The sequence below is a fragment of the Citrobacter sp. S55_ASV_140 genome, from assembly GCF_018919505.1.
GTDB lineage: Bacteria > Pseudomonadota > Gammaproteobacteria > Enterobacterales > Enterobacteriaceae > Citrobacter > Citrobacter werkmanii.
The window spans coordinates 1-25,932 of sequence record NZ_JAHLQZ010000051.1; the positions used below are offsets into that span (position 1 = coordinate 1).

General features: G+C 49.1%; 27 protein-coding genes. 14 read left to right on the forward strand and 13 right to left on the reverse strand.

What is annotated here, in order from left to right; all coding sequences use genetic code 11:
* The coding region (gene rpmG / locus KQJ18_RS10385; protein ID WP_216421928.1) for a 50S ribosomal protein L33 at positions 1-93 on the forward strand (93 nt) is incomplete at its 5' end.
* Positions 94-191: 98 nt separating this feature from the next.
* A complete protein-coding gene (gene mutM, locus KQJ18_RS10390; protein ID WP_038635364.1) occupies positions 192-1,001 on the forward strand; it encodes a bifunctional DNA-formamidopyrimidine glycosylase/DNA-(apurinic or apyrimidinic site) lyase in 810 nt (269 codons plus the stop codon).
* A 48-nt stretch (positions 1,002-1,049) separates the two neighbouring features.
* On the opposite strand, the gene coaD is transcribed toward mutM, so the two are convergent.
* Entirely contained in the window at positions 1,050-1,529 is a 480-nt protein-coding gene (gene coaD, locus KQJ18_RS10395) for a pantetheine-phosphate adenylyltransferase (RefSeq protein ID WP_003024099.1), read from the reverse strand.
* 8 nt (positions 1,530-1,537) lie between these two features.
* Positions 1,538-2,815 carry a lipid IV(A) 3-deoxy-D-manno-octulosonic acid transferase gene (gene waaA, locus KQJ18_RS10400; RefSeq protein ID WP_069323706.1) on the reverse strand — a complete coding sequence of 426 codons (1,278 nt, stop codon included), beginning with the start codon at positions 2,813-2,815 and terminating at the stop codon, positions 1,538-1,540.
* 396 nt (positions 2,816-3,211) lie between these two features.
* Between waaA and KQJ18_RS10405 the strand changes: the two genes are divergently transcribed.
* From KQJ18_RS10405 to KQJ18_RS10420, 4 genes are read left to right on the forward strand one after another with little or no spacing between them, the layout of a single operon-like run.
* Positions 3,212-4,336, forward strand: a complete 1,125-nt coding sequence (locus KQJ18_RS10405; RefSeq protein WP_069323707.1) for a glycosyltransferase family 4 protein — start codon at positions 3,212-3,214, stop codon at positions 4,334-4,336.
* Positions 4,329-5,126 carry a lipopolysaccharide core heptose(I) kinase RfaP gene (gene rfaP / locus KQJ18_RS10410; RefSeq protein WP_038635354.1) on the forward strand — a complete coding sequence of 266 codons (798 nt, stop codon included), beginning with the start codon at positions 4,329-4,331 and terminating at the stop codon, positions 5,124-5,126. The genes KQJ18_RS10405 and rfaP overlap by 8 nt, the downstream gene beginning before the upstream one ends.
* A 30-nt stretch (positions 5,127-5,156) precedes the next feature.
* Positions 5,157-6,176, forward strand: a complete 1,020-nt coding sequence (locus KQJ18_RS10415) for a glycosyltransferase (protein ID WP_087857219.1) — start codon at positions 5,157-5,159, stop codon at positions 6,174-6,176.
* A 46-nt stretch (positions 6,177-6,222) separates the two neighbouring features.
* Complete coding sequence (locus KQJ18_RS10420; protein WP_150344419.1) at positions 6,223-7,233, forward strand: glycosyltransferase; 1,011 nt, start codon at positions 6,223-6,225, stop codon at positions 7,231-7,233.
* A gap of 27 nt (positions 7,234-7,260) precedes the next feature.
* Here KQJ18_RS10420 and KQJ18_RS10425 read toward each other — a convergent pair whose 3' ends face one another.
* From KQJ18_RS10425 to rfaD, 7 genes are read right to left on the reverse strand one after another with little or no spacing between them, the layout of a single operon-like run.
* Positions 7,261-8,205, reverse strand: coding sequence for a glycosyltransferase (locus KQJ18_RS10425; RefSeq protein WP_216421917.1), 945 nt, complete (start codon positions 8,203-8,205; stop codon positions 7,261-7,263).
* Entirely contained in the window at positions 8,206-9,261 is a 1,056-nt protein-coding gene (gene rfaQ / locus KQJ18_RS10430; RefSeq protein WP_216421918.1) for a lipopolysaccharide core heptosyltransferase RfaQ, read from the reverse strand.
* Position 9,262: 1 nt separating this feature from the next.
* On the reverse strand, positions 9,263-10,276 hold the full coding sequence (locus KQJ18_RS10435; protein ID WP_216421919.1) for a glycosyltransferase family 2 protein: 1,014 nt from the start codon (positions 10,274-10,276) through the stop codon (positions 9,263-9,265).
* Entirely contained in the window at positions 10,273-11,553 is a 1,281-nt protein-coding gene (locus KQJ18_RS10440) for an O-antigen ligase family protein (RefSeq protein ID WP_216421920.1), read from the reverse strand. Before KQJ18_RS10440 ends, KQJ18_RS10435 begins: the two co-directional genes overlap by 4 nt.
* Before the next feature lie 16 nt (positions 11,554-11,569).
* Entirely contained in the window at positions 11,570-12,538 is a 969-nt protein-coding gene (gene rfaC, locus KQJ18_RS10445; protein ID WP_216421922.1) for a lipopolysaccharide heptosyltransferase RfaC, read from the reverse strand.
* Positions 12,539-12,541: 3 nt separating this feature from the next.
* Positions 12,542-13,588, reverse strand: coding sequence for an ADP-heptose--LPS heptosyltransferase RfaF (gene rfaF, locus KQJ18_RS10450; RefSeq protein ID WP_038635335.1), 1,047 nt, complete (start codon positions 13,586-13,588; stop codon positions 12,542-12,544).
* Between the two features lie 9 nt (positions 13,589-13,597).
* On the reverse strand, positions 13,598-14,530 hold the full coding sequence (gene rfaD, locus KQJ18_RS10455) for an ADP-glyceromanno-heptose 6-epimerase (RefSeq protein ID WP_003827312.1): 933 nt from the start codon (positions 14,528-14,530) through the stop codon (positions 13,598-13,600).
* A 214-nt stretch (positions 14,531-14,744) separates the two neighbouring features.
* On the opposite strand from rfaD, the gene kbl reads away from it, so the two are divergent.
* The 3 genes from kbl (at position 14,745) to KQJ18_RS10470 (ending at position 18,206) form a co-directional block, all read left to right on the forward strand.
* On the forward strand, positions 14,745-15,941 hold the full coding sequence (kbl, locus tag KQJ18_RS10460; protein ID WP_087857212.1) for a glycine C-acetyltransferase: 1,197 nt from the start codon (positions 14,745-14,747) through the stop codon (positions 15,939-15,941).
* 9 nt (positions 15,942-15,950) lie between these two features.
* Entirely contained in the window at positions 15,951-16,976 is a 1,026-nt protein-coding gene (tdh, locus tag KQJ18_RS10465; protein ID WP_069323715.1) for an L-threonine 3-dehydrogenase, read from the forward strand.
* A 192-nt stretch (positions 16,977-17,168) separates the two neighbouring features.
* Positions 17,169-18,206, forward strand: coding sequence for a glycosyltransferase (locus KQJ18_RS10470; RefSeq protein WP_150344414.1), 1,038 nt, complete (start codon positions 17,169-17,171; stop codon positions 18,204-18,206).
* Here the strand turns inward: KQJ18_RS10470 and KQJ18_RS10475 are convergent, their stop codons facing one another.
* The 3 genes from KQJ18_RS10475 to gpmM are packed head-to-tail and all read right to left on the reverse strand — an operon-like array spanning position 18,207 to position 21,971.
* Positions 18,207-19,130, reverse strand: coding sequence for a divergent polysaccharide deacetylase family protein (locus KQJ18_RS10475; protein ID WP_069323716.1), 924 nt, complete (start codon positions 19,128-19,130; stop codon positions 18,207-18,209).
* Between the two features lie 3 nt (positions 19,131-19,133).
* Complete coding sequence (envC, locus tag KQJ18_RS10480; RefSeq protein WP_233638112.1) at positions 19,134-20,393, reverse strand: murein hydrolase activator EnvC; 1,260 nt, start codon at positions 20,391-20,393, stop codon at positions 19,134-19,136.
* 33 nt (positions 20,394-20,426) lie between these two features.
* Positions 20,427-21,971: a 2,3-bisphosphoglycerate-independent phosphoglycerate mutase gene (gene gpmM / locus KQJ18_RS10485; protein WP_216421924.1), complete on the reverse strand. Its 1,545-nt coding sequence runs from the start codon at positions 21,969-21,971 to the stop codon at positions 20,427-20,429.
* Between the two features lie 249 nt (positions 21,972-22,220).
* On the opposite strand from gpmM, the gene KQJ18_RS10490 reads away from it, so the two are divergent.
* The 5 genes from KQJ18_RS10490 (at position 22,221) to cysE (ending at position 25,388) form a co-directional block, all read left to right on the forward strand.
* Positions 22,221-22,652, forward strand: coding sequence for a rhodanese-like domain-containing protein (locus tag KQJ18_RS10490; RefSeq protein ID WP_003024148.1), 432 nt, complete (start codon positions 22,221-22,223; stop codon positions 22,650-22,652).
* 52 nt (positions 22,653-22,704) lie between these two features.
* Positions 22,705-22,956 carry a glutaredoxin 3 gene (grxC, locus tag KQJ18_RS10495; RefSeq protein ID WP_003024152.1) on the forward strand — a complete coding sequence of 84 codons (252 nt, stop codon included), beginning with the start codon at positions 22,705-22,707 and terminating at the stop codon, positions 22,954-22,956.
* A gap of 46 nt (positions 22,957-23,002) precedes the next feature.
* A complete protein-coding gene (gene secB, locus KQJ18_RS10500) occupies positions 23,003-23,470 on the forward strand; it encodes a protein-export chaperone SecB (RefSeq protein WP_038635313.1) in 468 nt (155 codons plus the stop codon).
* On the forward strand, positions 23,470-24,489 hold the full coding sequence (gpsA, locus tag KQJ18_RS10505) for an NAD(P)H-dependent glycerol-3-phosphate dehydrogenase (protein WP_008786462.1): 1,020 nt from the start codon (positions 23,470-23,472) through the stop codon (positions 24,487-24,489). The genes secB and gpsA overlap by 1 nt, the downstream gene beginning before the upstream one ends.
* 77 nt (positions 24,490-24,566) lie before the next feature.
* Entirely contained in the window at positions 24,567-25,388 is an 822-nt protein-coding gene (cysE, locus tag KQJ18_RS10510) for a serine O-acetyltransferase (RefSeq protein WP_016154965.1), read from the forward strand.
* 88 nt (positions 25,389-25,476) lie between these two features.
* Here cysE and trmL read toward each other — a convergent pair.
* On the reverse strand, positions 25,477-25,932 hold a 456-nt coding region (gene trmL / locus KQJ18_RS10515), incomplete at its 5' end, for a tRNA (uridine(34)/cytosine(34)/5-carboxymethylaminomethyluridine(34)-2'-O)-methyltransferase TrmL (RefSeq protein ID WP_216421926.1).

Consider the following 25,932-nt stretch of genomic DNA (forward strand, 5'->3'; position numbering starts at 1 on the left):
AACAAACGTACTAAGCCGGAAAAACTGGAACTGAAAAAATTCGATCCAGTTGTCCGTCAGCACGTTCTCTACAAAGAAGCGAAAATCAAGTAATTCTCGCTTTGATGTAATAAAAAACCTCGCTTCGGCGGGGTTTTTTGTTTTCTGGCCGTCCCCATATTAATGTGACCTGATACATCGCCGGAGATACTATGCCTGAATTACCTGAAGTCGAAACCAGCCGCCGTGGTATTGAGCCGCATCTGGTTGGGGCAACGATTATGCACGCGACTGTGCGTAACGGTCGTTTGCGTTGGCCAGTATCCGAGGAAATCTACCGGTTGAGTGATAAACCCGTTCTCAGCGTACAGCGGCGCGCGAAATACCTGTTGCTGGAACTGTCGGATGGTTGGATTATCATTCATCTGGGGATGTCGGGTAGTTTGCGTATCCTTCCTGAAGAGCTTCCGGCAGAAAAGCATGACCACGTCGACTTAGTGATGAGTAACGGCAAAGTTCTGCGCTATACCGATCCTCGCCGTTTTGGCGCCTGGCTGTGGACGACAGAGCTCGATGGGCATAATGTTCTCGCTCATCTTGGACCAGAGCCACTGAGCGACGATTTCAACGCCAGTTATCTGCAGCAGAAATGCGCGAAGAAGAAAACCGCGATTAAACCCTGGCTGATGGATAACAAGCTGGTGGTGGGGGTAGGTAATATCTATGCCAGCGAGTCGCTGTTTGCAGCGGGTATCCATCCTGATCGTCTGGCGTCATCTTTGTCGCAGGATGAGTGCGAACTACTGGTGCGCGTCATTAAGGCGGTTTTGCTGCGTTCGATCGAACAGGGTGGAACGACGCTGAAGGACTTCCTGCAAAGCGACGGTAAGCCGGGCTATTTTGCCCAGGAACTGCAGGTCTATGGGAGAGAAGGCGAACCCTGTCGCGTATGCGGCGCGCCGATCATTGCGACAAAACACGCCCAGCGTACGACGTTCTACTGCCGTCGCTGTCAGAAATAACATTCGTTGCTGGCCGGATAAGCTGTATGTCTTATCCGGCCAGACGTATTACTTTAGTTTACTCATTAACGCCTGATGGACGTTTTCCGGCAGAAAGTGCGTCACATCTCCCTGGTGGCGGGCGACTTCTTTCACCAGTGACGATGAGATAAATGACCACTCTTTAGACGGCATCAGAAAGACGCTTTCCAGTTGCGGCATCAGGTGGCGGTTCATGTGGGCCAACTGCATTTCATACTCAAAATCTGCTACCGCGCGCAGGCCACGGATCAGAATGTTAGCCTGATTATCACGGGCAAAGTTTGCCATTAAGTCGCTGAATCCCAGAACTTCCACATTGCCGAGATGCGCCGTTGCCTGTTGCGCCAGTTCGACGCGTTCTTCAAGGGTAAACATCGGTTTTTTACTGGGACTTGCGGCAATCGCCAGGATCACGTGATCGAACATGCTGGTCGCACGCGTCACGATATCAAGATGGCCGTTAGTTATGGGATCAAAGGTTCCTGGATAAATCGCCCGTTTTTGCATGATTTGCCTCAATGCGTTTTGGGTGGCAGATAAGGTTCCAGCAGCTGCAGCAGGCGCTGTAGCGCGCCCTGATTTTGATACAGGACTTCAACTGCATGACGGCCATAAAAATTACGATAATCGGCATCGGTCAGTAAAGAAGAGACCTCTTTCACCAGCGTGGTTGCGTCGGTGACGGTGATCAATCCGCTTGCCTGTTCGAGACGAGCACAAATATCTTTAAAATTAAAGGTATGTGGCCCCATCAGTACCGGAATGGCGTGTGCCGCGGCTTCCAGTGGGTTGTGTCCGCCACGTTCAACCAGTGAACCACCGACAAAAGCAAGGTCAGCAATGCCGTAAAGCAACATCAGCTCGCCCATGGTGTCGCCGATAACGACCTGAGTATCTGAGGATGGAACTTCGCCAGAAGAGCGTGTGGTATAGCTTAGCCCAGCCTGGCGTACGAGGTTAATGGCATCCGGGAATCGCTCAGGATGTCTGGGAACCAGGATCAGCAAAAGATTAGGAAACTGATTTAATAACGCCTGGTGGGCTGCAATGATAATGCTTTCTTCACCATCGTGCGTGCTGGTTGCAATCCACACCGGGCGATGAGGCGCCCATTGACGACGCAACGTAATCGCTTTGGCGGCCAACTGTGGCGTGACGGAAATATCAAACTTCAGGCTGCCGGTGACGGTGACCTGATTGCTCCTGGCGCCAAGGGTAATAAAACGCGCGCCATCTTCTTCGTTCTGTGCGGCAATCAACGTAATTCGACGCAGTAGCTTACCAACAAATTTGCCTAATTTTGCGTAGCCAGCGGCTGAACGCGCAGAAAGCCGTGCGTTGGCGATGACCAGAGGAATACCGCGTTTATGGAGTGCCGCGATCAGATTTGGCCACAGCTCGGTTTCCATGATTAACACCAGCTTGGGGTCAACTTTATTCAGGAAACGGTTCAAAGCATCCGGTAAATCGTATGGCAGATAAATGTGCTGAACGTCAGTACCAAACGCGGATTGTACGCGCTCAGAGCCGGTTGGCGTCATGGTGGTTACCGTGATCGGCAAGTCGGGATAACGATGTCGCAGAGCACGGACTAATGGAATAGCTGCCAGCGTTTCGCCCACAGAAACTGAGTGAAGCATGATGCCGCCTGGTTTTAGCGGACGGCGGTAAAAACCGTAGCGTTCACCCCAGCGTTTACGGTAGGCCGGAGCCTTACGTCCGCGCACCCAAAGCCGTATCCAGATCAAAGGCTGAATAAGGTAGAAAAGGGCGGTGTAAAGCAATTCGAGCATAATGGTAGCTAACTTATGAATGTGCTGGGGATTCTATGTATTTAACTATGGCTTTACCATCATTTTTATCCAGGTCGCCGCAAAACGATGGAATCGTCGCGGCACTGTTTTAATCGGCGGCATTTTTAAAAATGCCTATGAACGTACTGACGCGGCTTAACGTCTTGTGCGGCGCGTGTTTTAAGGTGAATGCGTTAATTTTATATCTTTTTGTTTTTAATGATTTATTTCTTTATTTTGTTCAAAAAATATTCGTTTCGGAATGCGTGGTAATAAATGATATACTACTGCGCAATTTCAGGTAGCTAGCCGGCAGAAACGTTTCGAAAACATGGGCGGTAAACTTTGGATGTATCAGACCTGCTATGCCTGGCGACGCGATGCGGATATTAATGCATGAATATTGCTTTTTGTTTGTACAAGTATTTCCCCTATGGTGGGCTACAGCGTGATTTTCTGCGAGTAGCGCTCACGGTTGCTGCGCGAGGTCATCATGTCCAGGTGTTTACCCAGTCATGGCAGGGCGAACGTCCGGAAGGACTCGAAATTATACTCGTACCCGTCACAGCCAGAACTAATCATGGGAAAAACGAGCAATATTATCAGTGGGTTCAGAATTATTTAAGTCAGCATCCCGTCGATCGTATCGTTGGTTTTAATAAAATGCCTGGGTTGGATGTGTATTACGCCGCCGACGTTTGCTATGCGGAAAAGGTCGCCCGCGAGAAGGGCTTCTTCTATAAGTTGACGCGTCGGTATCGGCACTACTCTGCATTTGAAAAAGCGACGTTTCAACAAGGTTCCGGTACCACGCTTTTGATGTTAACCGATAAGCAAATCGGTGATTTCAAACAGCATTATCATACCGAGAGCCAGCGTTTTCGTATTCTGCCGCCAGGTATCTACCCAGACAGAAAATACAGCCTGCAACCTGAAAACAGCAGGCAGATTGTCAGAGAAAAGAATGGTATTGCTCTCGATCAGTTTCTGCTTCTGCAGGTCGGATCAGATTTCAAGCGTAAAGGTGTGCCAAGAAGCTTACACGCGTTGGCTTCTTTACCTGAGACTATACGTCACCGTACTCAGTTGATGGTTGTTGGTCAGGATAAGGCCGATCGTTATCGTGCTCTGGCCCGCCAATTGGGTATTGAAAAGCATGTGCAATTCTTCTCGGGGCGAGATGATGTCGCTGAATTGATGTCCGCTGCTGATTTATTGCTTCACCCGGCAGTTCAGGAAGCCGCTGGTATTGTCTTGCTAGAAGCCGTAGTAGCCGGGCTGCCAGTATTAACTACTGAGGTATGTGGCTACGCAGGTTATATCACTGCCGCCCGATGCGGCGTGGTGATTCCTGAACCTTTTGCGCAGGAAAATTTGAATACAGCGCTTTTCGATGCGCTGCAAAATAATGAGCAGAGAAGTCGTTGGGCTGGAAATGCGCGACATTTTGCTGATACAGAAGATCTCTACAGTCTGGCAGATAAAGCTGCAGATATCATTTTAGGTCTCGAAAATGATTGAATTGAAAGAACCATTTGCCACGCAATGGCAAGGAAAAGACCCGTTCACGGAAGTCACTAAGCTGGATGGCGAGGTTTTTCGCGCTCTGGAAACTCGGCGTACCCTGCGTTTTGAGATGATGGGAAAAGGTTACTTTCTTAAATATCATCATGGGACCACGCTTAAAGAAGTGGTGAAAAACCTTATTTCTCTGCGCATGCCTGTGCTTGGCGCGGACCGGGAATGGCTGGCGATTCACCGTTTGCAAGCACTGAATGTGGATACAATGACGGGGGTTGCTTTTGGACAGAAAGGGCTGAATCCGTTAGAGCGAACCTCATTTATTATCACCGAGGATCTTTCTCCTGCCATCAGTCTTGAAGATTTTTGCGCCAACTGGGGAGTTGAACGGCCCGATTTTGTATTAAAACGGACCATTATTACCCGCGTGGCGGAAATGGTGGGTAAAATGCATCGAGGTGGGGTAAATCATCGGGATTGTTATATTTGCCACTTCCTGCTCCAACAGCCGATGCCAGCAGATGTTGCGGATATCAAACTCTCTGTGATTGATCTACATCGTGCTCAAATACGTCAGCAGGTACCACGCCGCTGGCGGGATAAGGATTTGATCGGGCTCTATTTCTCCTCACTGGAAATTGGTCTAACGTCCAGAGATATCTACCGTTTTTTACGTGTCTATTTTTCGATGCCATTACGTGAAATCTTTCGTCAGGAAGTCAGGTTGTTTGAACAGGCTGTCACAAAAGCGCAAAAAATAAGACAAAGAACAATAAGAAAAGCGCTATAAATTACACATGAAGTTTGAGGCTATTTTATTATGAACATCGATTTCCAGAAGTTGATCATTCAAAAACATATCATCGACAGCTCTACGCATGACAAGAGTAAAAAATTAAGCGTTGCGTATGGTGTTGATCGTAATTTTTTGTTTGGATCTGGCATTTCTATGACCTCAGTATTAGTGAATAATCCTGATATTGATATCCATTTTTATATCGCCACTGACTATATTGATGACGACTATCTGGAAAGCATAAAACGACTGACACAAATGTACAGTACGACCGTGACTGTCCTTGTTTTCGATAATGCGGCATTTCGTGAACTGCCGAGCACGAAAGCCTGGACTTATGCAATGTACTATCGTTACTTTGCATTTGAATATTTAAGCACCGAATTAAGCTCGGTACTGTATCTGGATGCCGATGTCATTTGTAAAGGTTCTCTACGGGAACTTACTGAGATTAATTTCTGTGGGGAATATGGTGCTGTCATTAATGATGTTGATGAAGTGCGAATTAAATCCGGTACCAGACTCGGTATCCCTGAACTGAGTAATGGGTATTTTAATTCTGGTGTTGTATTTGCGAATCTCGAAGTATGGCGTGAGCAGCAGTTGTTAACTAAAGCATTTTCTATATTAGACAAACGCCAAAAAGAATTGCTTTATTTCGATCAGGACGTACTCAATATTTTGTTTGTTGGGAATGTTATTTTTCTGAGAAGAGACTTTAACTGCATTTATGGCGTTGATCAGGAGCTCAAAAATAAAAACGATAAGATTTATCAGGATTTCATTACCGATGATACGGTATTAATTCACTATGTGGGCGTCACTAAACCATGGCATTCATGGGCTAAATACCCGGTGGCTAAGTTTTTTATTGATGCATATCAGAAATCCGCATGGGCGGAAAAGTCTCTGTTAAACGCAAACACAGCCAAGTTGTATAAGCGTAAGTCACGACATGAAAGAGTGCAGCGAAAATATATCCGTTCTGTGCTAAGTCATGTTATGTATATAAAAAATAAACTACATAATGCACGGTCGCACTAGTCTGTTGTGCAGATAACTTTCAGATAGCATAAAAAAGGTGTAGTACATGAATTTTGATTGTCATCAGTCTATCAAGGATACCATTGAGATCTTTGGTGCTCCAACAGATCATACCCCGCAGCTGAATATTGCATGGGGGGTTGATCAGAATTTTATGTTCGGAGCGGCAGTTTCGATGTCGTCCGTTTTACTACATAATCAAGATATCAGCATTCATTTTCACCTTTTTACTGATTATATTGATTCAGATTATCGACAACGGCTTGAAAAACTAGCAAAAAAATTTGCTACTAATATAACTGTCTATGTAATGAATGCTGAAGGACTAAAGGTCTTGCCATGTGGAAATGCCTGGTCTCATGCGACTTATTTTAGATTTATTGCATTTGAATATCTTAGTGAAAAAATCGATAGTTTGCTCTATATTGATGCCGATGTGGTATGTAAGGGTTCGTTGATTGATTTAACGAATATCCATTTTGAGCATCATGTTGCTGCTGTTATCCAGGATGTTGATGATAGTCGCTCATATGCCGCTACTCGTCTTAATGTTCCAGAGTTTAATGAGCAATATTTTAATGCTGGGGTTATTTTTGCTAATTTAAAGGAATGGAAGGAACAACAATTTTTCTCTAAAGCATTTTCTACTCTGTTAGATAAAACTAAGAAATTTGCGTTTCTTGACCAGGATGTTTTGAATATCATGTTTTTGGGGAAAACTATTTTCTTACCACGAATTTATGATGCAATATATGGTATTAAACAAGAGCTTAAGAGCAAAGATATTTCAAAATATAAAGAGTTTATAACGCCTGAAACCATTTTGATTCATTATATAGGCGTTACCAAGCCATGGAATTCATGGGCTAACTATCCTTCAGCACAGTATTTTGTTGAAGCGTGGAAGTCTTCTCCATGGGCTGATGTTCCTTTGTTACCAGCCAGAACACCAAAGCAATACAAAAAGAAATCACGGCATGAAAGGCTACAAGGAAAGTATTTCGCTTCAGTAATTAGCTATATCGGCTATTTACGTGCAAAGTTACAAAGTAAGTAAAAAAACTCCCGAAAGGGAGTTTTTTATTTAGCGTAGTTTTGTCTTGAGATATTTCAGATACCATTTGATAGAGGCGCAGTAATTTCCCCTTTTGGCTTCCTGGCGTGAGTAAACCCGATAATCAGTAGGTCTCATTCGTGGAGCATAAGAGCGCATTTCTGTGTTCTGCCATGGTGTGAAATGATGGTAGAAAAGATACAGTTGCTGTGAAAGCCCAGTGTGTTCTTTATACCATGGCTTTCGTCCACCGGTGAAATGGATAATGCGTGGCAGGATATCTTTTTGATAGAAGAAACTCTCTTTTTGTTGGTCGTTAAACCAGTTAAACAAAAAATTCCATCGATTATCAATAAATTTTACGTTGCCATCCATTGCAATATTCAGAGCATCTTGATCAAAGTAAGGTAGAGTTTTTCCTTGTTCAAATAGAACAGTATTTGCTTTGTTTTCGATGTCGAATTTAATCCAATTCGCGATATTAATATACAAAAAACCAGCATTGAAGTAATGACCCGTACTGAGACCCAAGCGTTTGGCATTTTTTGTATCATGGATATCGAGCGAGTCGTGGCTGACTGCGCAAATGACGTTACTGATATCAATATTGTTAATATCATTGAGTTTATCGAAACACAGAGTGTCTGCATCTAAATAGATAAAGTACTCAACTTTATCTTTTAGTAAGCGCGGAACGGCAAGGCGCATATAGGTTGAACGGTTCAGGTGTTTGATTGCAAAGTCATTGTTATATTTCTCAATCTCTTCTTTATCAATATTGATAACCTGAATTTTATCGCTGGTTGCGCGCAGTTTATTGATTTCGTCGTCTGAGACGTCATAGACAAAAACGAAAAATGACAAGTCTTGTCCAGGGTTGTTCATTATGACAGACATAATGGACACTGCTACATATTCCAGATAATTGGCATCTGTACAGTAAGCAATATTAATAACGTTTTTTTTGTTGTCCATCTATGCTTTCTCATTGCCTTTATTATTGCCACTATCATGAAGTACCCTATCGATAGCGTCAATCACGGCTTGCTCCGGTATCCATGTTAAATATTTTTTTGACCTGTCGAGTTCATCTCTGGGAGGCATGGGATGGTAATCGCCAGCCCAAATCAAAACAGCATTATCTGACCATGGTCTCCATTGCTGATAATTGGTTGCCCCAAACAGGCAAACCTGTGGTGTTCCTAATGCTGCCGCCATATGCATAGGCGCAGAATCGACCCCGATGTAAAGAACCGCATGGTCGATCAACGCGGCCAATTGCAGGAAGGTTGTTTTGCCTGCCAGTGTCAGGTCAGGTGATGATTGACACTGTTCAGCAATACGCTGGACTTGCTGTTGTTCACTCACTGCTGGCCCACAGGTTAGGTAAACATGCAGGCCGCGCTGATGCAGATAGTCAATCACATGGGCAAATTTATCATCATCCCAACATTTGAATTCTTGTCTGGCAGTAGGTTGAATAACGACATATTTTTGTGAAGGTAATGCCGGAAGTTGGGAAACCAAATAGTGGTAATCATCCCGGCGGTAGTGCAGTGACATCTCTTTTTTCAGATCGTCCTCGCTAAACCCAATACCTTTTAGAATGGAGAGATTTTGTTCAACTATGTGCGTACCGGTCAGCGGTGTAACCCGTGAAAAAAGCTTGTTCCATTGTTTCTTATCACGCTCAAATGCAATTGAGGGGCGACGTAATGAGGCAATAAGAGCGCCAATCGGCCACTGCTCGGTTAAATTAACGATCAGGTCGTAGTGGTTTTTTTTCAGCTGTTGGCGCACTGAAAGATAATTTTTTACTGTATCTAAAAGGCCTTTCTTTTTCTCAATGAGATAAAACTCATTAATACTTTCATTTGCTGCCAAAATTGATTTTGTATCTTTATAAAGAAGCAGATCGATTTTAGCATGAGGATAACGAGCCTGAATGCTGGCAATGACAGGTGTTGTTAATAGAACATCACCATAAAATTTGAGCTTGCAAATAAGAACACGGTCGACTTTATCAAACATGTTAAAATCCCTTTCGAAACAATAAATTTTTGCATGCAGATAGTATCTTGTATCTTATTTCAGAAATTGATCGGTCGATATGCGGATATTTCATCTTAAGGATTATTTTGTTTTTAACGATTTTGGTATCGCAGCATGCAAGTGCATTCTGAATATCATTTAACATACTTTCGTTATAACGATAGTAGCCTTTCTTTTTACGTAAAAGTTTGCGGCCTTCCAGAAAACAATTGATGATCATTAATGTGGCGACAGTACGTTTTTCGTTATTTTTATTCACATAGTTATACATTTTTCGCATAGCAAAGAAGATGCTGTCCGCATCGCTATCAATAATGTTTTCGGTAATGCTTTTTTCATTTACCCGATAGTAATATAATTTATTTTCTATCTTTAATATGCAATGACACTTAAAGTATTGAAAGGGACAAAAAATCATGTCTTCATATCGACGATGTTCTTCGAATCGATCGTTGCCAATAATGTCGCGGTGAAAGATTTTTGTCATAAGATGCCATTGCCCGGCACGGAAAGTTGGCAACAGGGGAGCATAGTTATCATCAGCCAAAATAATTTCGTGTTCGGCTAAAGCCTGCTTTGCAGCAGGTTTATTCTGATACAGATTGTTGATATCCCTGGTTAAGTTGAATTCCACGATATCATATTTTTCCTCCCTCAGTTTAGGGAGGAGAATCGTGAAATAATCCTTACAGACAATGTCATCGCTGTCGATAAAACCAATATACTTTCCTGTTGCATGGGCAAGCCCAACGTTACGGGTGATTGCAACCCCTTGATTCTTATGATTTATATATTTAACGTTGTTGCAGCTATGCTCACTATAAAATGCCTTGATACGCTCTTCCGTTAAATCTGTTGAGCCATCATTCACAATTATTACCTCCACTTCATCAGTAATGCTCTGATGGATAGACGCCAACGTCGCTGTGATGAGTTCAGCATTGTTATAAGTGGGAATAATTATGCTCAGCAAATAACCTGAAGCGTTAATCATGGCATTGTTCTCTCGTCGGAATTCGAACTCAGCATTACTGCTACGCATAACGCCAGTACGCTGCTCAAGGCTTCACCTTTGGCATATAATAATAAATCACTCAGGCCATAGATAGCGATAGCGCCTGAAATGACAAACAACAGAGGACTACGTTGCCAGTAAGTTCTTAAAAACATAGCGGTATAGAGCAAGAGTAGCACAACAACTCCGGGTATGCCCTTTAGCGAAAAGGTATCAACGATTTCGTTATGCAGGTGAACGTTAAGGAACTCAAGCGCCCCTTGTAGCGAGGTATCTTGCACAGCAAGTTGCTGAATTTCTGCACCACGTTGTTCAAGTGATTGCCCCTCGAGATGTACTTTCCCTGACTCAATACCTGCTCGTTGCATTGCAAGCCGCGCGCCAATAGAGGTATTACTATTGTTCTGACTGTAGGAATGCAAATCGACCATCATGTTCTGGTAACGATTTTCAATAATTGATTTAAGCGGAATTGACGCTAACCCAACCAGTATCACGAAGCCCAATAACGCTTTGATCAACATGGCCCGGTTATGACGATAGCGCATGAGAAACAGGCCGATACTCAGAATCGGGTATACCAAAATAGCCGCCCGAGTTTGCGTGGTTATGATCACCGCCAGCGATATCAAAAAATGTAACAGATACAGTGAAACGGTATGTTTAATACGCAGGTTGATGATGGCCTGAGATGCCAATAAGCCAATCAATGTTAGTGCATAAGCTGTACCAGTTTGGTGTTCAAATCCGAGTGCCAAACGATAGCTTAATAAATCAGGCTGATTCACAAGTTCATATCCCGCGAAAAGATACAAACCGATTGCCGTAAGAATCACCCAGATACTGGTTATGCGGGTTTTATTGGCACACGGTGCTCGCGATGTTAGCGCGGTCATCACCAGCGCGGTAAACAGCATCACTTTGCCACCGTTCTGATATGAGCGGTAGGCTCCGGTAAAGGCCGAGCCTGGTTGTTTAAATATTTCTACCCAAATAATCTGGAGCAAACCGAAGAGCAGCAACATAAAAGGCAAAACCAGATTCTTTTTCTCACTGCATACATACTTTAAGTTTTTTCCTATAAGAGGCAGAGACAGAGCCGTGGAGAAAATAAATATCTTCAGCGCTTCATCTGGATTGACCAGCACCATCCCGAGAGTAGCAAGTATCCCGGCATAAAATAAGCAGTATACAAAATCGAATGGATTATTTTTTATACTATATATAAAGCGAGAAAACATGTGTTGCTGAAGCATGGTTCATCTCTTAAAGTTAAAGCAAATTATTATCAACCAGCGATGCGTTGACTAAACTAGCATGCAGATCCTGCAATTTTCCGGAATGACTCTGTTGTGTATATTGGTTTTTCCCATATCCCCCAATCAGTCCCGGATCAGTTGGGCCATACAGCGTAATATTTGGGCGATCCAATGCGGCGGTTAAATGGCTTAGGCCTGTATCAACCGATACTACAAATTTGGCCCCTGCGAGGACTCGGGCGACCTCTTCCAGACTCATTCGTGGCAGGACATCAACGTAAGGGAACCCTTCCGCCAGTCGCCTGGCACGCGCTTCTTCATGCGCGGCTCCCCAGGGCAGTTTAATGCGTATGCCTGCATTGTTTAACAGGCCAATCAGCTCCCGCCAGTTGGCTTCCGGCCAGTGCTTATCATCACGGGTCGTGGCATGCAGAAACACCGCATATTGCCCTGCATCAGCATTTACTTCTGTCAAAAAATGCTGAGCGATAGCGTAATCACCCTGCGATAGCGGTTTGTTATATCCCAGACTTTTCGCAAACAATTCACGCGTACGTTCTACGGCATGCTGTTGTTTGGCAATATGATGCTTGCGATTATAAAACAGGCTCGCCAGCGGTTCACGGGCCGTGCTCCAGTCCATACCATGCTTGATCCCGTGAGCCAGACGAGTAACCAGCGCTGCGCTTTTTACCAACCCCTGCGCATCAATTATCGCGTCATACTGCAGTAAACGGACCGCATCGCGGAACGTTTTACGCTCAGCTTTAATCGGCGCTGAAAACCACGCTTTACGCCAGCGGCGGATCGCTACCGGAATCACGCGGTCAACGGCCGAATGCCAGGAGGGGATCTGAGCGAACCCTTCTTCCACCACCCAGTCAAAGTGAATATCCGGTATGGCCTGCTGCGCATCGGTTAATGCGGGCAACGTATGCAGCACATCGCCCATAGACGATGTTTTAACGATCAGAACCCGCATCCGTCAGGCTTCCTCTTGTAACAACAGGTCATTAAGTTCTTCCAGTACGCGCTGAGGAGTAATGTCGATCAGGCTCTGATGATAGCCTTCTGCTGCATCGCCTTTACGCACTTTGTGGTAGCCCGTAATCAGGCGGACGACTCGCGCTTTGTGCGACAACGGCGGGGTAAAGTCCGGACTACTTGGGCCATATAATGCTACCAGAGGTCGATTCAACGCGGCGGCAACGTGCATTAATCCAGAATCATTGGTGACAACCGCTTTGCAGGCAGCGAGAAGAATGACTGCCTGCTCCAGCTGTGTCTCACCCGCCAGATTGCGGCACCAGGCCTGCTGTTCAAGGCTCAGCGTAGCGAGGATCTCATTTCCGGCTTCGTGGTCTTTTGCAGAGCCAAACAACACAATCTGATGGCCTTCATCGATTAATTGTTTCGCCAGTTCCGCATAGTGGTAATGCGGCCAGCGTTTCGCCGGACCAAATTCCGCACCAGGGCAAAAACCGATGATGGGGCGTTCGGCAGAAAGAGAGAACTGACTACAGGTCAGGGATTTTTCACCTTCGCTGACCTGCAACTGCGGCCATAGCAGAGGCTGCGGCAAATCTTTGGCCGTCAGCATCACGCCTTTATCATAGGCCAGAGCCACATAGCGCTCGACCATCAACGGCCATGCTTCTTTATCCAGCACGCGCGCATCGTTTAGCAGGCCGTAGCGCATCTCGCCACGCCAGCCGGTACGATGGGGGATGCCAGCAAAAAACGGCACCAGAGCGGATTTAAAAGAATTCGGCAGCACCCAGGCGCGATCATAGCGTCTTTCACGCAGACTATGACCGAGCTTACGGCGCTCGCCGATCTCCAGCGCGCCGTGTCCCAGCGGCATGGCGATGGCTTCGTTGACTTCAGGCATACGCGACAGCAGCGGACGGCACCACGCCGGTGCCATCACGTCGATTATCGCCTGGGGATAGCGCGCCTTGAGCGTGCGATAGAGACTTTGCGACATCATCATGTCGCCCACCCATGACGGGCCGATCACCAGTATTTTCATGCTAACTTCTTACGCGTCGCGGTTCAGCCAGGCCATATATTCCGTTACGCCTTCGGCAACGGTCTTAAACGGCTTGTCATAGCCCGCTGCGCGCAGGTTAGTCAGATCTGCCTGAGTAAATGCCTGGTAGCGGCCTTTCAGTTTTTCCGGGAATGGAATGTACTCAATGCTGCCTTTTTTATGGTACGCCAGCGTTGCATCGGCAACGGCCTGGAAAGATTCCGCGCGACCGGTGCCGAGGTTAAAGATGCCGGATACCCCGTTTTCGAGGAACCACAGATTTACCGCCGCCACATCACCAACGTAAACGAAATCACGTTTGAAGTTTTCACTGCCTTCGAACAGTTTTGGTGTTTCGCCATTGTTAAGCTGGGTATTGAGGTGGAAAGCGACGCTTGCCATGCTGCCTTTGTGGCCTTCACGCGGTCCGTAGACGTTGAAATAGCGGAAGCCAACAATCTGAGAGTTGGCTTCTGGCAGGATCTGACGCACGTATTCGTCGAACAGGAATTTTGAGTAGCCATAGACGTTCAGCGGTTTCTCATATTCACGGGATTCGATGAAATCAGACGTACGACCGCCGTAAGTCGCGGCGGAAGAGGCGTACAGGAACGGAATTTCGCGCTCAAGGCAGTAGTGCAGCAGCTCTTTGGAGTATTGATAATTGTTATCCATCATATACTTGCCATCCCACTCGGTGGTGGAAGAGCATGCGCCTTCGTGGAAAATCGCTTCGATATCGCCGAAATCTTCGCCAGCCATAATCTGGATCAGGAAGTCTTCCTTATCCATGTAGTCAGCAATATTCAGGTCCACCAGGTTAACAAATTTAGTGCCGTCTTTCAGGTTGTCCACCACCAGAATATCGGTGATGCCTTTATCATTCAGGGACTTAACGATGTTGCTGCCGATAAAGCCCGCGCCGCCGGTAACGATGATCATAAATGTAACCTTCGAATTATGGAGTCAGAGACAATCTCAGACACGAATACTTCTATCATATCACTACATGGTCCAGGCTTCAGCCATTCACCGATAAGCTGTGCGGGTACGCGTGATTTATGCTTCATTTTGAAGAAGTGATGATGCGTCATCTCGTATCAATGTATAGCTTTGGGTAATATGTGCTGAAATTTGCCCAGTCTGGAGAATTGAAATGCGTGGGGATTTTTACAAACAGTTAACCAACGATCTCGAAACCGCACGTGCGGAAGGATTGTTTAAAGAAGAGCGCATTATTACATCTGCCCAGCAGGCGGATATCACCGTGGCAGATGGAAGCCACGTTATTAACTTTTGTGCGAACAACTATCTGGGACTGGCTAACCACCCGGAACTGATTGCCGCGGCAAAAGCGGGTATGGATTCTCACGGGTTTGGTATGGCTTCGGTACGCTTTATTTGCGGTACCCAGGACAGCCATAAGCAACTGGAGCAAAAACTGGCGGCTTTCCTTGGTATGGAAGATGCCATCCTTTACTCTTCCTGCTTTGACGCCAACGGCGGTCTGTTTGAAACGCTGTTGGGCGCAGAAGACGCGATCATCTCCGATGCCCTGAACCATGCTTCAATCATTGATGGCGTTCGTCTGTGTAAAGCGAAGCGTTTCCGTTACGCCAACAACGACATGGTCGAGCTGGAAGCGCGTCTGAAAGAGGCGCGCGAAGCGGGGGCTCGTCATATCCTGATCGCCACCGATGGCGTGTTCTCTATGGATGGCGTGATTGCGAACCTGAAAGGCGTCTGCGATCTGGCGGACAAGTACGATGCGCTGGTCATGGTTGATGACTCCCATGCGGTCGGCTTTGTCGGCGAAAATGGTCGTGGCTCTCATGAATACTGTGACGTGATGGGCCGTGTGGACATCATTACCGGTACGCTGGGTAAAGCGCTCGGCGGCGCATCCGGTGGTTACACCGCGGCCCGTAAAGAGGTCGTTGAGTGGCTGCGTCAGCGTTCCCGCCCTTATCTGTTCTCCAACTCACTGGCTCCGGCGATTGTGGCTGCTTCCATTAAAGTGCTGGAAATGGTCGAGCAAGGTAGCGAACTACGCGATCGCCTGTGGGCGAACGCGCGCCAGTTCCGCGAGCAAATGTCTGCCGCAGGCTTTACCTTAGCCGGTGCGGACCACGCGATTATCCCGGTTATGCTGGGTGATGCGGTGGTGGCGCAGGAGTTTGCCCGTGAGCTGCAAAAAGAGGGGATTTACGTTACTGGATTCTTCTATCCAGTGGTTCCAAAAGGCCAGGCGCGTATCCGTACTCAGATGTCTGCAGCGCATACCCCTGAGCAGATTACGCGTGCTGTTGAGGCGTTCACACGCATTGGTAAACAACTGGGCGTTATTGCCTGAGGATGTGAAATGAAAGCGTTATCCAAACTGAAAGCGGAAGAGGGCATTTGGATGACCGACGTTCCTGAACCGGAAGTCGGCCATAACGATTTGCTGATTAAAATCCGTAAAACAGCCATCTGCGGGACTGACGTTCACATTTATAACTGGGATGACTGGTCGCAAAAAACCATCCCGGTTCCGATGGTCGTGGGGCATGAATATGTCGGCGAAGTTGTTGGCATTGGTCAGGAAGTTAAAGGCTTTAAAATCGGCGATCGCGTTTCTGGCGAAGGTCATATCACCTGTGGGCATTGCCGTAACTGCCGCGGTGGGCGTACGCACCTGTGTCGCAATACGACCGGTGTCGGTGTAAACCGTCCTGGTTGTTTTGCACAATACCTGGTGATCCCGGCATTTAACGCGTTTAAAATCCCGGACAATATCTCCGATGATCTGGCGTCCATCTTCGATCCGTTCGGTAATGCGGTGCACACGGCGCTGTCGTTCGATCTGGTGGGAGAAGATGTGCTGGTATCCGGCGCGGGTCCAATCGGTATTATGGCGGCGGCGGTTGCGAAGCACGTTGGCGCACGCCACGTGGTGATCACCGACGTGAATGAGTATCGCCTTGAGCTGGCACGCAAAATGGGTATCACCCGCGCGGTCAACGTATCGAAAGAGAATCTGACCGACGTGATGGCTGAGCTGGGCATGACCGAAGGGTTTGATGTAGGCCTGGAGATGTCCGGCGCGCCGCCAGCGTTTCGCGCTATGCTGGATACCATGAACCACGGTGGCCGTATTGCTATGCTGGGTATTCCGCCATCTGATATGTCCATCGACTGGACTAAAGTTATCTTTAAGGGGCTGTTTATTAAAGGTATCTACGGTCGTGAGATGTTTGAAACCTGGTACAAAATGGCCGCTCTGATTCAGTCTGGTCTGGATTTGTCGCCAATTATCACCCATCGATTCTCCATCGATGAATTCCAGCAAGGCTTTGACGCGATGCGTTCAGGGCAGTCAGGGAAAGTGATCCTGAGCTGGGATTAACCGTATCCACGTAGTGGATTCTGCATGCCGTCCCCGGATGTTGACTATCGTTAACTCTCCGGGGATTTTTTTGTTTGCTGCGCTCATTCGTCAGGCGCATTTTCCGCTAAAGGTTTGAGAAATTTTCTCTGAAGAATTACCGCTAAATATGTTAGAAATTGCCGTTAATTATACTGTTTGGCAGGATTTGATATGACCTATACCCCCGGCCTATTGAGCGTCATTATGCCGCTTTACAATACGGGTGAACCATTCATTGCGTGTATGGATTCGCTGATTGCGCAAACGTGGAAAAATCTGGAGATCATCATTGTTAATGATGGCTCTACGGATAACTCTGCGCAGCTCGCACAGGCGTATGCGGATCGTTATCCGCACGTTCATCTACTGCATCAGCAGAACGGGGGAGTCTCAGCGGCGCGTAATACCGGCATGGAAGTCGCCAGGGGCGAGTACATCGCTTATGTTGACGGTGATGATATTGCTTATCCGGAAATGTATGAAACGTTGATGAAGATGGCGTTGAAGGACAATCTGGATGTTGCGCAATGCAACGCTGATTGGTGTATTGCCGAGACGGGTAAAACCTGGACATCTATTCCTACCGATCGAATTCGTTCTACCGGCGTGATGACCGGGCCAGATTGGTTACGCAAAGCGTTAGCCAGTCGTCGGTGGCGGCACGTTGTCTGGATGGGCGTTTACCGTCATCAGACCATCCGCGACGCAAGGCTGACCTTCCTGTCTGGCCTGCATCACCAGGATATCATCTGGACCACGGAGTTTATGTTTAATGCGAAACGCGCACGCTACACGGAAGTCCCATTGTACAAATACTTCCTGCACGGCGCATCCGTGAGCCGACTGCCGCGCACCGGGCTGAAAAACCTCGCCTATCAGCGTCACTACATCAAGATTACCCGCCTGCTCGACAAAATGAATCATGAGTACGCCGGGCGCATTCCCATTTACCCGGAATTCAAACAGCAAGTGATTTACGAAGCGCTACGCGTTTGTCATTGCATACGTAAAGAGCCGGACGAAAAAATCCGCCAGCGTATGATTGCTGAAGTATTTGTGTCGGGTATGTTCAAACGGATGCTAAGTAATATCTGCAGCGTTAAGCTGGGTTATCAGGTGCTGCTGTGGGCCATCCGCTTTAGCCAGTGGCGCGATAAATCACTGACGCCGCGCCGCCTGGCCCATTTAACGTTGGATCTTAACGACTGATTATTGCCAGCCCTGCCACTGCAGGCGCATATACTGCACCAGCGTGCTTTGGGCGATGCTTTCACCGAGTACGGTGAAGTATCGACTGGCGTAAATGGGTTCTAACGGCTGTTTCGGTTTGCACAATTTTACACCGCGGAAAGGATTACGCGGTGCGCCGTTATTCGGTTGCGTGAGGTTAGGTCTGGAGGTATCGACCTGCGGTTCATTGAGCAGGCTGCTCGGACGAACCAGCGTAATATCGGCTGGCAGATTATAAAGCATCTGCTGTAATACTCGCACCGTGGAAGGATGAGGGTGTCCAATGGCGATCGCTGAGCCGTTGCGACGCGCAAGATCGACGGCGCGAGTAAACTGACGACGAATGTCAGCTTCATTTTGCGTGTCATCCAGGAAGACTTTGCGTTTGATGACCTTCACACCGGTTCCTGACGCTGCGCGCATGGCCTGGCTGTTGCCGATGGTCATGCTGTCCAGAAAGTAGAGATCGTAACGTTCCAGCGCCTGCATCACCTTCTGCATGCCAAACAAGCTGGAAGTCATCGCACTGCCCATATGGTTGTTCAGCCCCACGGCATTCGGCACTTTGCTTACCGCGTCGCGAATAATGCGTTCAATCTCTTCGCTGCTCATTTCCGGGCGCAAAGTATCTTTCTCTAACGGTTGTTTGCTCAGTGGCGCCATCGGCAGATGGATCAACACCTCATGTCCACTGTTATGCGCTTTAATCGCCATTTCACGCGCATGTGGAGCATTGGGTAAAACGGCAACGGAGATGGTGGAAGGCATCGCCAGTACCTGATTTTCAGTTTGTGGACGATAGCCGAAATCATCAATAACGATGGCGAGTTTGCCAGCAAAAACAGGTGTTACGAAGGCCAGCACGCTGGCAAGAGAGAGTAATAGACGACGAAATTGAGGCAAAACTTATCTTCCCAACCACGGCTGTGGATTGACCGCCTGACCCTGGCGACGAATTTCGAAATAGAGTGCCGGCCTGCCCTGACCGCCGCTGCTACCCACAAGCGCAATAGGCTGCCCGGCGCGAACCTGCGTACCGACGCTGACCAACGCGCTCTGGTTATAACCGTACAGGCTCATATCGCCTTTACCGTGCTCAACCACGACGACCAGACCATAGCCCTGCAACCAGTCCGCCAGAATGACGCGACCATCGGCAATGGCTTTAACTTCGGTGCCTTCGGATGCGCCAATAACCATACCCTTCCAACGTAGCTCACCTTGCAGTTGTTCGCCATAACGATGCAGCGTTGGGCCGCGAACAGGCCAGAATGCCTGGCCGCGCGGCGATCCCAGGCCGCCGGTACGGGACATCAGTGATTTTTCGCTTTCGGTCGGCTTGTAGGTCGAGCCTTTTCGTGACGCATCCTTCTGCTTATCACGTACGGCCTGCGCCTCGCGCGCTTCACGTTCCGCGCGCGCTTTGGCCGCGGCTTCAGCGCGAGCAATGCTGTTGCGTAGACGGGATTCGTTAGCGCGCATTTCGCCCAGTTGCTGCTGGCCCTGTTGAATCGATGACTCCAGACCCGACAGTGTTTTCTGACGTTCGTTACGCGCCTGCTCCAGCTTAGCCTGCTGAGCGCGTTGTTCGTACAGCAGGGTCTGCTGTTCGCTCTGCTTATCTTCCAGCTCGGCTTTTTGTGAGTCGACCTCTTCGCGGGTTTGTTTCAGCTGCGCGATAGTTTCTTGCCGCGCCTGGTTCAGGTAGCCGAAATAGGCCTGCAGACGCTGTCCGCGCTGGCTTTCTTCGCCGCTAAGGATGAGCTGAAGACCGGTGTGTTCACCCTGGCGAAACGCGGCGTCTAACTGGGCTGCCAGGCTGCGCTCTTGCGCTGCCCGCTGTTTTTCCAGCTTCGCGAGCGCGGCGTTCATCTCAGCGATTTGTGCGTTCAGCTGTGCCAGTGAGTTTTGCGTTTCGCGCAGTTGCCTTGCGGCGACGGCGATGGCCTGCTCCTGAGCTTTAAGCTGAGCGAGGAGAGTGGAACGTTGTTGTTGCTGTTGGCGTACCGCGCGTTCTTTTGCCGCGATATCGGCCTGAATCGATTTGAGCTGATCGCGTTCGTCCGCGTGGGCGGAAAAGGCGCACAGCAATACGCCAGCGCTAAGCGCGCTGGCGTAGAACAAGGGCCTGACTGAAAACTTTGGCAGTTTCACGGCCCGAGTGATGGTATTAATCGCCTTTCCCCTCATGGGGAGGGATTATTCCACGATGAACAGCGGCTTACCAGTCATCTCTTGCGGGATTTCCATACCCATCAGCGTCAGCATCGTTGGGGCGATATCTGAAAGTTTACCGCCTTCGACCGCTTTAACGTTTTTACCACCGACATAAATCAGCGGAACCGGCAGGTTGGTATGCGCGGTATGCGCCTGGCCAGTAGACGGATCGCGCATTTGCTCTGCGTTACCGTGGTCTGCGGTGATCAGCAATTGTCCGCCAACGGATTCAACGGCTTTCGCTACCTGCTCAACGCAATGGTCCAGCGCTTCAACCGCTTTAACCGCTGCATCCATCACGCCGGTGTGGCCAACCATGTCGCCGTTCGGGTAGTTACAAATGATGGTGTCGTATTTACCGCTCTCAATCGCTGCAACCAGCTTCTCGGTCAGTTCAGCAGAGCTCATTTCCGGCTGCAGATCGTAGGTCGCGACTTTCGGCGAGTTGATCAGGATACGGTCTTCGCCTGTGAACGGCTCTTCTACGCCGCCGTTGAAGAAGAAGGTTACGTGCGCATATTTTTCGGTTTCGGAAATACGCAGCTGCGTTTTTTCGTTCTTCGCCATCCACTCGCCGAAGGTGTTGGCCAAAGATGCTGGTGGGTAAGCCACCGCAGTTTTGATGTCGGCCGCGTATTCCGTCAGCATCACAAAGTTGAGGTTAACGACTTTCTTACGGGCGAAGCCATCGAAGTCAGCGTTAACGAATGCGCGAGTGATTTCACGCGCACGGTCAGCACGGAAGTTCATGAAAATCAGCGTATCGCCGTCTTCCATAGCGGCTTCTACCTGACCTTCGGCACGGATCACGGTCGCTTTGACGAATTCGTCGTTCTCGTCGCGGGCATAAGCGGCCTGCAGGCCTTCAACCGCCGTAGCGAACTGGAACTCGCCCTTCGCCAGCGTCATCAGATCGTAAGCCTGTTCTACGCGATCCCAACGGTTGTCGCGGTCCATAGCGTAGTAACGACCGATGATGGAGGCTACGCGACCTTTGCCCAGCGCGGCAAATTTCTCTTCGAATTTCTGCAGTGAATGTTCAGCGCTGCGCGGCGGGGTATCACGGCCATCAAGGAAAGCGTGCAGATAGATTTTTTCCGCACCGCGTTCAGCGGCCAGTTCTACCATCGCCATGATGTGATCTTCGTGGCTGTGAACGCCGCCAGCAGAGAGCAGACCCATGATATGTACCGCTTTTCCGGCATTTTTTGCCTGGTCGACCGCGTGGGTCAGCACCGGGTTAGCGAAGAACGTACGCTCTTTGATTTCGACATCCAGACGGGTAAGGTCCTGATACACGATACGGCCCGCGCCCAGGTTGACGTGACCCACTTCGGAGTTGCCCATCTGGCGATCGGGCAGGCCGACTTCCAGACCAGACGCATCAATCAGGGTATGCGGACGTTTTGCCCACAGCGCATCCATTACCGGGGTTTTAGCAGTAAAAATGGCGTTATCCTGGCTGTCTTCGCGATAGCCGTAGCCATCCAGAATCACCAGTACCATAGGTTTTTTAGAAACCGACATTGCGACAACCTCACACTCATAGATAAAAAATAATTGCGTAATTTTACTACAGCTGAATCGATAAAGTAGCCCCCGAAGATCAAATAATGGGGGATCGCGTGCCAGGGGGAACACCGATTTACATTTTTTTTTTCCGTAGCGCCCCGCAAAAATGCAATCCAATGCACGCTCTGGCTGTATTTGCGCCAACGCGCAGGTATACTCCTTTCCTGGTTTTTTTTAATCACTAGTCGGGAGTTGTTACCCCCCATGCAAGAAATTATGCAATTTGTTAGTCGCCACCCTGTCTTGAGTATCGCCTGGATTGCGTTACTGGCGGCTGTATTATTTACCACGTTTAAGAGCCTGACCTCAAAAGTGAAGGTGATTACTCGCGGCGAAGCTACACGTCTCATCAATAAAGAAGACGCCGTTGTTGTGGATTTACGCCAGCGCGACGACTTCCGCAAAGGCCATATCGCAGGCTCCACTAACCTGCTGCCGAGCGAAATCAAAGCCAACAATTTTGGCGAGCTTGAAAAACACAAAAACAAACCTGTGATTGTGGTTGATGGTTCAGGCATGCAGTGCCAGGATTCAGCAACTGCGCTGATTAAAGCCGGTTTTGAGCAGGTATCCGTACTGAAAGACGGCGTAGCGGGCTGGAGTGGTGAGAATCTGCCACTGGTTCGCGGCAAGTAATTTACCCGTCTTCTTTCATGCCGCAGGGTAAAAAGAACACTGGAGATAAGTCATGGCCAATATTGAGATCTACACCAAAGCAACCTGCCCGTTTTGCCATCGCGCAAAAGCGCTGTTGAACAGCAAGGGTGTGAGTTTCCAGGAACTTCCGATTGACGGCGATGCCGTAAAGCGTGAAGAGATGATCAAACGCAGTGGCCGTACGACGGTTCCGCAGATTTTTATTGATGCACAGCACATTGGCGGTTGTGACGACTTGTATGCGTTGGATGCGCGTGGTGGACTGGATCCCCTGCTGCGATAAGGCGTACTGAAAGTATTTAAAGGACAACACTAAGGGTTTTCTAAACATGTCAGAACAAAATAACACTGAAATGGCTTTCCAGATCCAACGTATCTATACCAAGGATGTATCTTTCGAAGCGCCAAATGCACCGCATGTTTTCCAGAAAGATTGGCAGCCAGAGGTTAAACTTGATCTTGATACCGCATCTACCCAACTGGCAGATGACGTGTATGAAGTCGTGCTGCGTGTCACCGTAACGGCTGCTCTTGGCGAAGAAACGGCGTTCCTGTGTGAAGTTCAGCAGGGCGGTATTTTCTCCATCAGCGGTATCGAAGGGACTCAGATGGCGCATTGCCTCGGCGCATACTGCCCGAACATTCTGTTCCCGTATGCCCGCGAATGCATCACTAGCCTGGTTTCACGCGGTACGTTCCCGCAACTGAACCTTGCGCCGGTCAACTTTGATGCGCTGTTCATGAACTATTTACAGCAGCAGGCTGGCGAAGGTACTGAAGAACATCAGGATGCCTGATGAACCAAAGTAATGCTTCAATGACTGTGATTGGTGCCGGCTCGTACGGCACCGCTCTTGCCATTACCCTGGCAAGAAATGGCCATCAGGTTGTCCTGTGGGGCCATGATCCAAAACATATCGCGACCCTTGAGCACGATCGCTGCAACGTCGCGTTCCTCCCTGATGTGCCTTTTCCCGACACGCTGCGCCTGGAAAGTGACTTAGCCACTGCGCTGGCCGCCAGCCGTAATATTCTGGTGGTGGTGCCGAGCCACGTCTTTGGCGAAGTGCTGCGTAACATCAAACCGTTGATGCGTCCTGATGCGCGTCTGGTCTGGGCGACAAAAGGTCTGGAAGCGGAAACAGGGCGTCTGTTGCAGGATGTGGCGCGTGAAGCGCTGGGGGATTCTATTCCGCTGGCGGTCATCTCCGGCCCGACGTTCGCCAAAGAGCTGGCGGCGGGTATGCCGACGGCGATTTCTCTGGCCTCGACGGACGACACCTTTGCTGACGATCTCCAGCAGTTGCTGCACTGCGGCAAAAGCTTTCGCGTTTACAGCAACCCGGATTTCATTGGCGTGCAGCTTGGCGGCGCGGTGAAAAACGTCATTGCGATTGGCGCGGGAATGTCCGACGGCATCGGTTTTGGCGCCAATGCGCGAACCGCATTGATCACCCGTGGACTGACCGAAATGTCGCGTCTTGGCGCGGCGCTGGGAGCCGATCCTGCCACCTTTATGGGGATGGCGGGTTTAGGCGATCTGGTGCTGACCTGTACCGACAACCAGTCGCGCAACCGTCGATTTGGCATGATGCTCGGCCAGGGGATGGACGTGCAGGGCGCGCAGGACAAGATTGGTCAGGTAGTGGAAGGTTACCGTAATACGAAAGAAGTTCGTGAATTGGCGCACCGTTTTGGTGTTGAGATGCCAATAACCGAGGAAATTTATCAAGTATTGTATTGCGGAAAAAACGCGCGCGAGGCAGCATTAACGTTATTAGGCCGTGCACGCAAGGATGAGCTGAGCCGCCACTAGCTGTAAGGAACTGTTGAATATAACGACCCGACCCGCGAAGAACGGGTCGGTCGTTTTGCTACCTTCTGGAGTACGCAATGCCGTGTGAAGAACTGGATATCGTCTGGAAAAACATTAAAGCAGAAGCCCGGGCACTGGCGGAATGTGAGCCTATGCTGGCCAGTTTTTACCACGCAACGCTGCTCAAGCATGAAAACCTCGGTAGCGCGCTGAGCTATATGCTGGCGAATAAGCTCGCGTCTCCAATCATGCCTGCCATTGCGATTCGCGAAGTTGTGGAAGAGGCCTACGCGGCCGATCCCGAAATGATTGCTTCGGCGGCTTGTGATATCCAGGCGGTACGCACGCGCGACCCGGCCGTCGACAAATATTCCACCCCACTTCTGTATCTGAAGGGCTTTCATGCGCTTCAGGCCTACCGCATCGGCCACTGGCTATGGCATCAGGGGCGTCAGGCGCTGGCAATCTTCCTGCAAAATCAGGTATCTGTTTCTTTCCAGGTAGATATTCATCCGGCGGCAAAAATTGGCCGTGGGATTATGCTCGATCACGCCACCGGTATTGTGGTGGGTGAAACCGCCGTGATTGAAAATGACGTCTCTATTTTGCAATCCGTTACGCTTGGCGGGACCGGTAAAGCGGGCGGCGATCGTCATCCAAAAATTCGTGAAGGGGTGATGATTGGCGCGGGCGCGAAAATTCTCGGCAACATTGAAGTCGGGCGCGGCGCGAAGATTGGCGCGGGTTCCGTCGTTTTACAACCCGTACCGCCACATACTACCGCCGCAGGCGTCCCGGCACGCATTGTCGGCAAGCCTGACAGCGATAAGCCGTCCATGGATATGGATCAGCATTTCAACGGGATACATCATACGTTCGAATACGGCGATGGCATCTGATTTCGAGCCATGCCCGGTGGCGCTGCGTTTACCGGGCCTACGTGGGATTTGTAGGCCGGATAAGGCGTCAGCCGCCATCCGACACAAATTAACTGCGTAATATCGCGCCGGGATATCCCAGTTGGCGCCAGGCTTCATACACCACCACCGACACCGCATTTGACAGGTTCATGCTACGACTGTCCGGCATCATCGGAATACGAATTTTTTGTTCGGCCGGCAGAGCGTCGAGGATACTGGCTGGCAGACCGCGTGTTTCCGGGCCAAACATAAGATAATCCCCATCCTTATAACTTACTGCGCTGTGCGCTGGCGTACCTTTGGTGGTCAGGGCAAACAGACGCTGCGGGTTTTCTGCGGCGACGAAGGCGGCGTAATCAGGGTGGCGCAGCACGGCGGTAAATTCATGGTAATCCAGGCCTGCGCGACGCAGGCGCTTGTCGTCCCAGGTAAAGCCCATTGGCTCAATAATATGCAGACGAAAGCCAGTATTGGCGCAAAGACGGATAATATTGCCGGTATTTGGCGGGATTTCTGGTTCGAA

What these genes read in the sequence shown, in the direction of transcription:
- rfaD (WP_003827312.1), bottom strand. Translation starts at nt 14,530, where the DNA reads ATGATCATCGTTACCGGCGGCGCGGGCTTTATCGGCAGCAACATCGTT.
- KQJ18_RS10490 (WP_003024148.1), top strand. Translation starts at nt 22,221, where the DNA reads ATGCAAGAAATTATGCAATTTGTTAGTCGCCACCCTGTCTTGAGTATC.
- cysE (WP_016154965.1), top strand. Translation starts at nt 24,567, where the DNA reads ATGCCGTGTGAAGAACTGGATATCGTCTGGAAAAACATTAAAGCAGAA.
- KQJ18_RS10415 (WP_087857219.1), top strand. Translation starts at nt 5,157, where the DNA reads ATGAACATCGATTTCCAGAAGTTGATCATTCAAAAACATATCATCGAC.
- tdh (WP_069323715.1), top strand. Translation starts at nt 15,951, where the DNA reads ATGAAAGCGTTATCCAAACTGAAAGCGGAAGAGGGCATTTGGATGACC.
- coaD (WP_003024099.1), bottom strand. Translation starts at nt 1,529, where the DNA reads ATGCAAAAACGGGCGATTTATCCAGGAACCTTTGATCCCATAACTAAC.
- KQJ18_RS10420 (WP_150344419.1), top strand. Translation starts at nt 6,223, where the DNA reads ATGAATTTTGATTGTCATCAGTCTATCAAGGATACCATTGAGATCTTT.
- KQJ18_RS10470 (WP_150344414.1), top strand. Translation starts at nt 17,169, where the DNA reads ATGACCTATACCCCCGGCCTATTGAGCGTCATTATGCCGCTTTACAAT.
- waaA (WP_069323706.1), bottom strand. Translation starts at nt 2,815, where the DNA reads ATGCTCGAATTGCTTTACACCGCCCTTTTCTACCTTATTCAGCCTTTG.
- mutM (WP_038635364.1), top strand. Translation starts at nt 192, where the DNA reads ATGCCTGAATTACCTGAAGTCGAAACCAGCCGCCGTGGTATTGAGCCG.
- KQJ18_RS10425 (WP_216421917.1), bottom strand. Translation starts at nt 8,205, where the DNA reads ATGGACAACAAAAAAAACGTTATTAATATTGCTTACTGTACAGATGCC.
- grxC (WP_003024152.1), top strand. Translation starts at nt 22,705, where the DNA reads ATGGCCAATATTGAGATCTACACCAAAGCAACCTGCCCGTTTTGCCAT.
- secB (WP_038635313.1), top strand. Translation starts at nt 23,003, where the DNA reads ATGTCAGAACAAAATAACACTGAAATGGCTTTCCAGATCCAACGTATC.
- rfaC (WP_216421922.1), bottom strand. Translation starts at nt 12,538, where the DNA reads ATGCGGGTTCTGATCGTTAAAACATCGTCTATGGGCGATGTGCTGCAT.
- kbl (WP_087857212.1), top strand. Translation starts at nt 14,745, where the DNA reads ATGCGTGGGGATTTTTACAAACAGTTAACCAACGATCTCGAAACCGCA.
- rfaQ (WP_216421918.1), bottom strand. Translation starts at nt 9,261, where the DNA reads ATGTTTGATAAAGTCGACCGTGTTCTTATTTGCAAGCTCAAATTTTAT.
- gpmM (WP_216421924.1), bottom strand. Translation starts at nt 21,971, where the DNA reads ATGTCGGTTTCTAAAAAACCTATGGTACTGGTGATTCTGGATGGCTAC.
- rfaP (WP_038635354.1), top strand. Translation starts at nt 4,329, where the DNA reads ATGATTGAATTGAAAGAACCATTTGCCACGCAATGGCAAGGAAAAGAC.
- KQJ18_RS10440 (WP_216421920.1), bottom strand. Translation starts at nt 11,553, where the DNA reads ATGCTTCAGCAACACATGTTTTCTCGCTTTATATATAGTATAAAAAAT.
- gpsA (WP_008786462.1), top strand. Translation starts at nt 23,470, where the DNA reads ATGAACCAAAGTAATGCTTCAATGACTGTGATTGGTGCCGGCTCGTAC.
- rfaF (WP_038635335.1), bottom strand. Translation starts at nt 13,588, where the DNA reads ATGAAAATACTGGTGATCGGCCCGTCATGGGTGGGCGACATGATGATG.
- KQJ18_RS10405 (WP_069323707.1), top strand. Translation starts at nt 3,212, where the DNA reads ATGAATATTGCTTTTTGTTTGTACAAGTATTTCCCCTATGGTGGGCTA.
- KQJ18_RS10435 (WP_216421919.1), bottom strand. Translation starts at nt 10,276, where the DNA reads ATGATTAACGCTTCAGGTTATTTGCTGAGCATAATTATTCCCACTTAT.